Genomic DNA, 9,047 nt, shown 5'->3' on the forward strand with positions numbered 1-9,047 from the left:
CCGCAGACTTAGAAGGAAGAGAACTTAAGTCATGGCGAAACTGAGTTCCATCAACAAGAATGAGCGTCGCAAGAAGCTGGTCAAGAAATATTCCGGCCAGTATGCGAAGCTGAAGGCGATCGCGGACGACGAGTCCAAAGACGATATGGAGCGTCTGATCGCACGTCTGAAGATGGCGGAAATCCCGCGCAACGCGAACCCGACCCGGGTCCGCAACCGTTGCCAGATGACTGGCCGTCCGCGCGCGAATTATCGCAAATTCGGGCTTTCGAGGGTCATGCTGCGCGAATTGGGCAATAAGGGCCTGATCCCCGGTCTGACGAAATCGAGCTGGTAAGGTATAAGATATGCCATTGACCGATCCTTTGGGTGATATGCTCACCCGCATCCGCAACGGCCAGCAGGCGCGCAAGGACAGCGTGGTTTCCCCCGCGTCCAAACTGCGTGCCCGCGTTCTCGACGTGCTTCAGCGCGAGGGCTATATCCGCGGTTACAGCGAAGAAGCGCTTGGCGGCCATAAGGGCCTTCGCATCGAGCTGAAATATTTCGAGGGCCAGCCGGCGATCCGCCACCTGTCCCGCATTTCGAAGCCTGGCCGCCGCGTCTATTCGGGTTCGCAGGAACTGCCCCGCGTCCGCAACGGCCTCGGCATCACCATCGTTTCGACGCCTCGCGGCGTTCTGTCCGACGCGGAAGCGCGCGATCAGAATGTCGGCGGCGAAGTGCTGGCGGAGGTGTTCTAAGATGTCCCGTATCGGCAAACGGCCCGTAACCATCCCAGCTGGCGTTACCGCCAGCACCGAAGGCCAGGTGCTTTCGGTCAAGGGACCGAAGGGCACGCTCACTCTCCAAATGCTCGACGAAGTCACCTACGCCATCGAAGATGGCGGGATTTCGGTGCAGCCGGCCAACAACAGCAAGCGCTCGCGCTCCTTCTGGGGCATGCAGCGCACCATGGTGCAGAACCTGGTCACCGGCGTGACCGAGGGCTTTTCGAAGACCCTCGAAATCACCGGCGTTGGTTACCGCGCAAACGCTCAAGGCAAGACCCTGAAGCTGCAGCTCGGCTACAGCCACGACGTCAACATCCCGGTGCCGGAAGGCATCGAGGTGAAGACCCCGGACACGACGACCGTCGAGATTTCCGGCATCGACCGCCAGAAGGTTGGTCAGGTTGCCGCCGAGATCCGCCGTTGGCGCAAGCCCGAGCCGTACAAGGGCAAGGGCATCAAATATCGCGGCGAGTATATCTTCCGCAAAGAAGGCAAGAAGAAGTAAGCCATGGCGAAACTCTCTCTCTTCGATCGGCGCCGTCAGCGCGTCCGTACCTCGCTCCGGAAGGTCAGCGGCGGCAAGCCGCGCCTGTCGGTGCACCGTTCCGGCCGCCATATCTATGCGCAGGTCATTAACGACGTCGAAGGCCGCACCGTGGCTTCCGCGTCCACGTTGGAGAAGGACGTGCGCGGCAAGACCGGCGCAACGTCCGACGCCGCGCAGGATGTGGGCCGCCGGGTTGCCGAGCGGGCCAAGGCCGCCGGCGTTACCAAGGTTGTGTTCGACCGTGGCGGTTTTCTGTTCCACGGCCGCGTGAAGGCTCTCGCCGATGCCGCGCGCGAAGGCGGACTGGAGTTCTAAGTGATGGCTGAAGAAAACACCCAAGGCACCGAAGGTCAGGACGCCGTCCAGGCCGGAGCCCCCGCCACCGATGCTCCCGCTCCTGCTACCGAAGAGCGCGGCGGCGGCGAACGCCGTGGCCGTGGCGGCCGTGGCGGACAGGGCGGTCGCGACAATCGCGGTGGCGGCCGTGGCCGTCGCGACGATCGTCGTGGCAATCGCGACGAGGATGGTGGCGAGGAGCTCATTGAAAAGCTCGTCCACATCAACCGCGTCTCCAAGACCGTGAAGGGCGGTAAGCGCTTCGGTTTCGCAGCACTGGTCGTCGTCGGCGACGGCAAGGGCCGCGCGGGCTTCGGCAAGGGCAAGGCCCGCGAAGTGCCGGAAGCGATCACCAAGGCGACTGCCGCCGCCAAGAAGGCGATGGTCCGCGTTCCGCTCAAGGAAGGTCGCACGCTGCACCATGATGGCCGTGGCCATTTCGGTGCCGGCAAGGTGACCGTTCGCACCGCGCCTCCGGGTACCGGCATCATCGCTGGCGGTCCGATGCGCGCCGTGTTCGAAAGCCTTGGTGTTGCCGACGTGGTGACCAAGTCGGTCGGCACGTCCAACCCCTACAACATGATCCGGGCGACTTTCGAAGCGCTCACCGATCAGACCAGCCCCAAGTCGGTGGCGCAGCGTCGTGGCAAGAAGATTGCAGACCTGCTCGGCCGTGGCGGCTCGCAGACGGCCGAGGCTGATGCCGCGGCTGTGACGGAGTAAGAGACATGGCCACCATCAAGGTCACCCAGATCGGTTCGCCGATCCGCCGCACCCCCGATCAGCGCCAGACGCTGATCGGTCTCGGCCTCAACAAGATGCACCGGACGTCCGAGCTTCAGGACACCCCTGAAGTCCGCGGCATGATCCGCAAGGTGCAGCATATGGTGAAGGTCGAAGGCTAAAGCCTTCGACTGCCGACTTGCGAAAGTTGGCGGCATCACTATGAGGACAACGGAAACCCCGGCCCTAGCGCCGGGGCTACGTTTTTATCAGCGCGAACATAGCGAAAGCGAGTGCAAGACATGAAACTCAATGAAATCCGCGATAACCAAGGTGCCCGTAAGTCCCGCGTCCGCGTGGGCCGTGGTATCGGTTCAGGCCTCGGCAAGACCGGCGGCCGTGGCCAGAAGGGCCAGAAGAGCCGCTCCGGCGTCTCGATCTGGGGCTTCGAAGGCGGTCAGATGCCGCTCCACATGCGGATCCCGAAGCGCGGCTTCAACAATCCGTTTGCCAAGGATTATGCTGAAGTGAATTTGGGCGCGATCCAGAAGCTGGTCGACGCAGGCAAGCTCGATGCCAAGGGCACGATCGACCATGCGGCCCTTAAGGCCGCCGGCGTTGCTCGTGGCGGCAAGGATGGCGTTCGCCTGCTCGGCAAGGGTAGCCTTACGGCCAAGCTCAGCTTCCTCGTCTCCGGCGTTTCCGCTGGTGCCCGCGAAGCCATTGAAAAGGCTGGCGGCAAGGTCGACGTGATCGAAGTCGTTCCGGCGTCCGAAAAGGCCGCTGCGAAGAAGGGCACGAGCCGCGCCGCTGCGAAGAAGGCGAAGGCCTGACAAGCGGGAAAACCGCACTATATATGCCTCTCACAACCCCGTTCGTGCTGAGTAGGGGCTGAGCCAGGCGAAGACCCGTATCGAAGCACTCGCACAGAGCCTTCGATACGCCGTTTCGACAAGCTCAACGGCTACTCAGGGCGAACGGAATTCTGGGGCAGGGGTGGCGGCAATCGCCACCCGCCACTTTCCGAGGTCGAATAGCATATGGCATCCGTAGCCGAACAAATGGCCAGCAATTTCAGCATGGCGAATTTCGCCAAGGCCACCGATCTTAAAAAGCGCCTGTGGTTCACGCTTGGAGCGCTGATCCTTTTTCGCCTGCTGAGCTTCGTGCCGCTTCCCGGCATCGATCCGCGCTCGCTGGCGAGCCTGTTCGACACGACGCGCGGCACCGTGCTCGATTTCTTCAACACCTTTTCGGGCGGCAGCCTTGAGCGCATGAGCCTCATCGCGCTCGGCGTCATGCCCTATATTACGGCGTCCATCGTCGTTCAGCTCGCGACCACCATGTCGCCGACGCTCGCTACGCTCAAGAAAGAGGGTGAGAGCGGGCGCAAGAAGATCAACCAATATACACGCTACGGCACGGTATTCCTTGCCGCGATCCAAGGCTACTTCATCGCCGTCGGCCTTGAAGGCTGGGGCGCGGGGCAGGGCGGCTCGGCCGTTATCGACCCGGGCATGATGTTCCGGATCACCACCGTCGTCAGCCTTGTCGGCGGCACGATGTTCCTGATGTGGCTGGGTGAGCAGATCACCAGCCGCGGCATCGGCAACGGCGTATCCCTCATCATCATGGCGGGCATCGTTGCTCAGCTGCCGACCGCGCTCGCGCAGGTTTTCGAAGGCGGCCGCACCGGCACTTTGTCGCCGCTGCTCATCATGGGCGTGCTGGCGCTGGTCGTCGGCCTCATCGCCTTCATCTGCTTCATGGAGCGCGCTCAGCGCCGCATCCTCATCCAGTACCCGAAGCGCCAGACGCAGCGCGGCCTGATGCAGGCGGAGCGGTCGCACCTGCCGCTGAAGCTCAATACTTCGGGCGTTATTCCGCCGATCTTCGCCTCGTCGCTGCTCCTCATGCCGCTGACCATCGCGCAGTTCGCGGGCAATCGTGTCGCGGGTGAGAGCACCTGGGGCGACATCCTCATTACGGTGACGACCGCGCTGCAGCACGGCGCGCCGCTCTACATGGCGCTCTATGCCGCGGGCATCATCTTCTTCTGCTTCTTCTACACGGCGGTTGTCTTCAACCCGGAAGAAACGGCGGATAACTTGAAGCGCTATGGCGGCTTCATCCCCGGCATCCGTCCGGGCAAGCGGACCGAGGAGTATCTCGATTACGTGCTGACCCGCATCACCGTAGTCGGCGCCGCTTATCTGACGCTCATCTGCCTCGTGCCGGAATTCCTGGTCGCGCGGGCGGGCATTCCCTTCTATCTCGGCGGCACCAGCCTGCTCATCGTCGTCAACGTGACGATGGACACGGTGACCCAAATCCAGAGCCACCTGATCGCGCACCAATATGGTGATCTGATCAAGAAGGCGAAGCTGAAGGGCGGACGCGCACGCTAAACGGCGGCGCGAAACAGGGGAGTTCTTGAGGCATGAACATCATCCTCCTTGGCCCTCCGGGCGCCGGCAAGGGAACTCAGGCCAGCCGCCTCGAGAAAGAGCGCGGCATGGTCCAGCTCTCAACGGGCGACATGTTGCGCGCGGCAGTAGCTGCGGGCACCGAGGTCGGCAAAAAGGCGAAGACGGTGATGGATGCGGGCGACCTCGTTTCGGACGAGATCGTCACCGGCATCTTGTCCGAACGGCTCGACCAACCGGATGTGGAGCAGGGATTTATCCTCGACGGCTATCCCCGCACCGACGCCCAGGCACGGTCGCTGGAAGAGCTTCTCGCCAGTAAGGGCATGAAGCTCGATTATGTGATCGAGCTCGTGGTAGACGAGGAGGCTCTGGTCGACCGCATCACCGGCCGTTTCTCCTGCGCCAAATGCGGCGAGGGTTATCACGACCGCTACAAGCTGCCGAAGATCGACATGATCTGCGACCGTTGCGGCGCCGAAGACCAGTTCAAGCGGCGCCCCGACGATGTCGAGGAAACGGTCCGCAACCGCCTTTGCGAATATCGCGCCAAGACCGCGCCGATTCTGCCCTTCTACGAAGCCAAGGGCATCGTCCGCCGCGTCGACGGTATGGCGCCGATCGTACATGTGAATGCGGATATCGAGACGATCCTCGACCGCCGCTGAAGGCCGCACGCTGTGTTCCTGCGAAAGCAGGAGCCCATTTCTCACGATATGAGCCGCTGGGTTCTTGCTTTCACAGGAGCACCCATGTTCAAAAACCCGTTCGTTGAGCGAAGTCGAGGGGCGCGCTTCGAACCGTCATGCCAGCACCCCCTCGACTAGGCTCGGGACGATCGGCTAAAATGCGGCCCACCTTGGAGGTCCGCCATGATCCGCCTCATCCCCGCTTTCTGCGCCGTCCTGCTCGCTTCTCCGGCAGCAGCCGAAGTCAAATCCATGTCCGCCACGCATTTCGAAACCGAAAGCAAGGCCATCGTCCCGGCAACGCCCCAAGAGGCCTATGCGATGATCGGCCAGCCCGCCCAATGGTGGAGTCCGGCGCATAGCTATTCCGGAGATGCCACTGCCCTCACCATGCAGCTGGAGCCAAGCGGCTGCTTCTGTGAAACCCTGTCATCGGGCGGCTTTGTCGAGCATGGCCGCGTCATTCTTGCAATGCCTGGTGAAATGCTGCGCGTCGACACGGCGTTAGGCCCGCTTCAGGCGGAGGCAGTAACGGGCCGCCTGACCTGGTCGTTCAAGCCGGTCGCGGGCGGCACCGAAATCACACAAAATTATGTCGTCAGCGGCCAAGTCCGGAATAGCGCCGCAGCGTTGGCCCCAGCGGTGGACAAGGTTCTCGCGGAGCAGTTCGATCGCCTGAAGGCGCGGCTGTCCCGCTGAGCTTCAGTTCGTTTCGGGACGGACCACCAGATCGTCGATGTCAAGCGTGTCGATCGCCTCTTCCATGCGCCGCTTATTGGCTTCGGTCTGGCTGTTGAGACAGCCGGGATAGAAGCGCACCTGCCGCACCCCGTCCGGCCCGCGCCAGCGGACATGGTAATCCGACAGGTCGGTGACCTGACTGTCGCATTGTTGGCTGATGTCATATTCGCCCGCACTGGCCGGGCGGAGCGGGCCCACTAAGGCCGCGATCCGCTCGTAAGTGCCCGGAGTGCCCTGACGGCTCACCGGCGTTTCGACCCGCGTGAAACGGACGGGCTCGAAGTTGATCCGGTCGTCAGCCGTGATCGAGGCCTTGTACATCGGGCAGAAGCCGAAGCAGGCCCCATGTTCGATTTCGATCATCTCTGTGCCTGCTGCGGCGGAGCTTCCACCGGCGGGAATAGTCGTGCAGGCGGGAAGGGCGGCCAATATAGACACGACCAGGGCGGCTTTGTATCGGGTGCGTAAGAATTTCATGCCGCCGGAACGAGCAGGAGGGTTCCCGGTTCCCGACGCGCCCTGCGGCTGTTGACAGAATCACCTGCCGCTCTTATCTGCGCGCTATCCCGTTAACCGGTCTTCCGGCGGCGCATGTCGTGCGCGCGTCGGCTACGCCTGTTCCGGGGTTTTTGAAGCGCTGAGATGGGGCGGTGGCCAGCCGCCCTGTGGAGCAGGAGAAATTATCTAATGGCACGTATTGCGGGTGTGAACATCCCGACCAACAAGCGCGTCGAAATCGCGCTGACCTACATCCACGGCATTGGCCCGGCCAAAGCCAAGGAGATCACCGAGAAGCTGGGCATCACGCGCGAGCGCCGCGTCCAGGATCTTTCCGACCAGGAAGTGTTGCAGATCCGCGAAACGATCGACGCCGATCACACCGTGGAAGGCGATCTTCGCCGCCAGACCGCGATGAACATCAAGCGTCTGATGGATCTGGCTTGCTATCGCGGCCTGCGTCACCGCAAGGGCCTTCCGGTCCGCGGCCAGCGCACGCACACCAATGCGCGCACCCGTAAGGGCAAGGCCAAGCCGATCGCCGGCAAGAAGAAGTAAGCGAGTGATCGTCCGGGGGACGATCGCGAGACACTTCTCCTTCGGGAGCATCTCTTCAGGGCCCACGCCCGACAGGATTAGGTAGGAATAAAGATTATGGCACGCGAACCTCAGCGCCTTCGTCGGCGCGAGCGCAAGAACATCACCGCCGGCGTTGCGCACGTCAACGCCAGCTTCAACAACACGATGATCACGATCACCGATGCGCAGGGCAATGCGATTGCCTGGTCATCGGCGGGCATGATGGGCTTCAAGGGCAGCCGCAAGTCGACCCCTTATGCCGCCCAGGTCGCCGCCGAAGACGCGGGCAAGAAGGCCGCCGAGCACGGCGTCCGCACGCTCGAAGTCGAAGTGAAGGGTCCGGGTTCGGGCCGCGAGAGCGCCCTTCGCGCGCTGCAGGCGGTCGGCTTCCAGATCACGTCCATCCGCGACGTGACGCCGATCCCGCACAACGGCGTCCGCCCGTCCAAGCGTCGTCGCGTGTAAAAATCGTCTTTCCGCGCTTGCGGAAAGCCGGTTGCAGATTGCCGAAACCGCAGGCGGTTTCGAATTTTTACAAAACCGGAGGCGATCTTTGATCGCTTCCGAGGAAGCCAAGGGAAGATCATGGCCGTCAACGCAAAGAACTGGCAGGAAATGAAGAAACCCAACGCTCTGGAAAAGAAAGCGGGCGGCGACGCCCGGCGCAAGGCGACCTTCGTCGCCGAGCCGCTTGAGCGCGGTTTCGGTCTGACGCTCGGCAACTCGCTGCGCCGCGTGCTGCTCTCTTCGCTCCAGGGCGCTGCCGTCACCTCGATCAAGATCGAAGGCGTGCTGCACGAATTCTCGAGCCTCGCAGGCGTTCGTGAAGACGTGACCGACATCGTCCTCAACGTGAAGCAGGTCGCCCTGAAGATGGAAGGCGAGGGCTCCAAGCGCCTGTCGCTCTCCGCGACGGGTCCGGGCGAAGTCACCGCCGGTCAGATCGCAGCCACGGGCGATATCGAGGTGATGAACCCCGATCTCGTCATCTGCCATCTCGACGAAGGCGCGACGCTGAACATGGAACTCGCGGTTCAGGCGGGCAAGGGCTATGTCCCGGCCGCCAACAACCGTCCGGCCGACGCGCCGATCGGCCTCATCCCGGTCGATGCGCTTTACTCGCCGGTGCGCCAGGTCAGCTACAAGGTGGAAAACACCCGCGTCGGCCAAGAACTGGACTATGACAAGCTGACGCTGACCGTCGAAACCGACGGCACGATCACGCCGGAAGATGCGATCGCTTATGCGGCTCGCATCCTTCAGGACCAGCTGCAGCTCTTCGTCCACTTTGACGACGGCATCCAGGCGGCTCCGGTTTCGACCGGCGGCGGCATGGCGGCGGCTGCGGTGGACGCGGAAAGCGACGCCAACCAGCTCAACCGCTACCTCTTGAAGAAGGTGGACGAGCTGGAACTGTCGGTCCGTTCGGCGAACTGCCTCAAGAACGACAACATCATCTACATCGGCGACCTCGTCCAGAAGACGGAAGCCGAAATGCTCCGCACACCGAACTTTGGCCGCAAGTCCTTGAACGAAATCAAGGAAGTGCTGTCCGGCATGGGCCTCCGCCTCGGCATGGACATTCCGGGTTGGCCGCCTGAAAATATCGAGGAAATGGCCAAGAAGCTCGAACAAGAGCTGATGGGCTGAAAGCTCGGCCTGTCCGGGGGACAGGCCGAAATCAGCTCTCTGATGGGCTAAAGGGGTAAAGGGCGGTTCCCCTTTTCAAAACCGC

14 protein-coding genes are annotated in these 9,047 nt (G+C 62.5%); 13 read left to right on the forward strand and 1 reads right to left on the reverse strand.

The window, feature by feature from the left end; translation table 11 throughout:
• The first annotated feature begins 31 nt into the window (after positions 1-31).
• From rpsN to C7I56_RS01360, 10 genes are all read left to right on the forward strand, one after another.
• A complete protein-coding gene (rpsN, locus tag C7I56_RS01315; RefSeq protein WP_106638750.1) occupies positions 32-337 on the forward strand; it encodes a 30S ribosomal protein S14 in 306 nt (101 codons plus the stop codon).
• Between the two features lie 10 nt (positions 338-347).
• Positions 348-743: a 30S ribosomal protein S8 gene (rpsH, locus tag C7I56_RS01320; protein ID WP_106638751.1), complete on the forward strand. Its 396-nt coding sequence runs from the start codon at positions 348-350 to the stop codon at positions 741-743.
• A 1-nt stretch (position 744) separates the two neighbouring features.
• Positions 745-1,278: a 50S ribosomal protein L6 gene (rplF, locus tag C7I56_RS01325; protein WP_106638752.1), complete on the forward strand. Its 534-nt coding sequence runs from the start codon at positions 745-747 to the stop codon at positions 1,276-1,278.
• Between the two features lie 3 nt (positions 1,279-1,281).
• Positions 1,282-1,635, forward strand: coding sequence for a 50S ribosomal protein L18 (rplR, locus tag C7I56_RS01330; protein WP_106638753.1), 354 nt, complete (start codon positions 1,282-1,284; stop codon positions 1,633-1,635).
• A gap of 3 nt (positions 1,636-1,638) precedes the next feature.
• Positions 1,639-2,379, forward strand: coding sequence for a 30S ribosomal protein S5 (rpsE, locus tag C7I56_RS01335; protein WP_106638754.1), 741 nt, complete (start codon positions 1,639-1,641; stop codon positions 2,377-2,379).
• Between the two features lie 5 nt (positions 2,380-2,384).
• Positions 2,385-2,561 carry a 50S ribosomal protein L30 gene (gene rpmD, locus C7I56_RS01340; RefSeq protein WP_106638755.1) on the forward strand — a complete coding sequence of 59 codons (177 nt, stop codon included), beginning with the start codon at positions 2,385-2,387 and terminating at the stop codon, positions 2,559-2,561.
• Between the two features lie 120 nt (positions 2,562-2,681).
• On the forward strand, positions 2,682-3,212 hold the full coding sequence (gene rplO, locus C7I56_RS01345) for a 50S ribosomal protein L15 (RefSeq protein WP_106638756.1): 531 nt from the start codon (positions 2,682-2,684) through the stop codon (positions 3,210-3,212).
• Between the two features lie 207 nt (positions 3,213-3,419).
• Entirely contained in the window at positions 3,420-4,787 is a 1,368-nt protein-coding gene (gene secY, locus C7I56_RS01350; protein WP_106638757.1) for a preprotein translocase subunit SecY, read from the forward strand.
• A 32-nt stretch (positions 4,788-4,819) separates the two neighbouring features.
• Complete coding sequence (locus tag C7I56_RS01355; RefSeq protein ID WP_106638758.1) at positions 4,820-5,473, forward strand: adenylate kinase; 654 nt, start codon at positions 4,820-4,822, stop codon at positions 5,471-5,473.
• A 204-nt stretch (positions 5,474-5,677) separates the two neighbouring features.
• A complete protein-coding gene (locus C7I56_RS01360; protein WP_106638759.1) occupies positions 5,678-6,193 on the forward strand; it encodes an SRPBCC family protein in 516 nt (171 codons plus the stop codon).
• Positions 6,194-6,196: 3 nt separating this feature from the next.
• On the opposite strand, the gene C7I56_RS01365 is transcribed toward C7I56_RS01360, so the two are convergent.
• Positions 6,197-6,712 (reverse strand): DUF6438 domain-containing protein, encoded by a 516-nt coding sequence (locus tag C7I56_RS01365; RefSeq protein WP_158702949.1) that lies wholly within the window; start codon positions 6,710-6,712, stop codon positions 6,197-6,199.
• Between the two features lie 210 nt (positions 6,713-6,922).
• Here C7I56_RS01365 and rpsM point away from each other — a divergent pair, with 210 nt between their 5' ends.
• The 3 genes from rpsM to C7I56_RS01380 all read left to right on the forward strand — a co-directional run bounded on the left by rpsM (position 6,923) and on the right by C7I56_RS01380 (position 8,962).
• Positions 6,923-7,291, forward strand: a complete 369-nt coding sequence (gene rpsM, locus C7I56_RS01370; RefSeq protein WP_106638761.1) for a 30S ribosomal protein S13 — start codon at positions 6,923-6,925, stop codon at positions 7,289-7,291.
• 96 nt (positions 7,292-7,387) lie between these two features.
• Complete coding sequence (gene rpsK, locus C7I56_RS01375; RefSeq protein WP_019831586.1) at positions 7,388-7,777, forward strand: 30S ribosomal protein S11; 390 nt, start codon at positions 7,388-7,390, stop codon at positions 7,775-7,777.
• 120 nt (positions 7,778-7,897) lie between these two features.
• Positions 7,898-8,962, forward strand: coding sequence for a DNA-directed RNA polymerase subunit alpha (locus C7I56_RS01380; RefSeq protein ID WP_106638762.1), 1,065 nt, complete (start codon positions 7,898-7,900; stop codon positions 8,960-8,962).
• The last annotated feature ends 85 nt before the right edge of the window (positions 8,963-9,047 follow it).

The sequence above is a fragment of the Allosphingosinicella vermicomposti genome (assembly GCF_003012815.1).
In the GTDB taxonomy this organism is placed as follows: Bacteria; Pseudomonadota; Alphaproteobacteria; order Sphingomonadales; family Sphingomonadaceae; genus Allosphingosinicella; species Allosphingosinicella vermicomposti.

Coding starts and splice junctions, on each gene's coding strand:
- rpsN (WP_106638750.1), top strand. CDS start 32: ATGGCGAAACTGAGTTCCATCAACAAGAATGAGCGTCGCAAGAAGCTG.
- rpsH (WP_106638751.1), top strand. CDS start 348: ATGCCATTGACCGATCCTTTGGGTGATATGCTCACCCGCATCCGCAAC.
- rplF (WP_106638752.1), top strand. CDS start 745: ATGTCCCGTATCGGCAAACGGCCCGTAACCATCCCAGCTGGCGTTACC.
- rplR (WP_106638753.1), top strand. CDS start 1,282: ATGGCGAAACTCTCTCTCTTCGATCGGCGCCGTCAGCGCGTCCGTACC.
- rpsE (WP_106638754.1), top strand. CDS start 1,639: ATGGCTGAAGAAAACACCCAAGGCACCGAAGGTCAGGACGCCGTCCAG.
- rpmD (WP_106638755.1), top strand. CDS start 2,385: ATGGCCACCATCAAGGTCACCCAGATCGGTTCGCCGATCCGCCGCACC.
- rplO (WP_106638756.1), top strand. CDS start 2,682: ATGAAACTCAATGAAATCCGCGATAACCAAGGTGCCCGTAAGTCCCGC.
- secY (WP_106638757.1), top strand. CDS start 3,420: ATGGCATCCGTAGCCGAACAAATGGCCAGCAATTTCAGCATGGCGAAT.
- C7I56_RS01355 (WP_106638758.1), top strand. CDS start 4,820: ATGAACATCATCCTCCTTGGCCCTCCGGGCGCCGGCAAGGGAACTCAG.
- C7I56_RS01360 (WP_106638759.1), top strand. CDS start 5,678: ATGATCCGCCTCATCCCCGCTTTCTGCGCCGTCCTGCTCGCTTCTCCG.
- C7I56_RS01365 (WP_158702949.1), bottom strand. CDS start 6,712: ATGAAATTCTTACGCACCCGATACAAAGCCGCCCTGGTCGTGTCTATA.
- rpsM (WP_106638761.1), top strand. CDS start 6,923: ATGGCACGTATTGCGGGTGTGAACATCCCGACCAACAAGCGCGTCGAA.
- rpsK (WP_019831586.1), top strand. CDS start 7,388: ATGGCACGCGAACCTCAGCGCCTTCGTCGGCGCGAGCGCAAGAACATC.
- C7I56_RS01380 (WP_106638762.1), top strand. CDS start 7,898: ATGGCCGTCAACGCAAAGAACTGGCAGGAAATGAAGAAACCCAACGCT.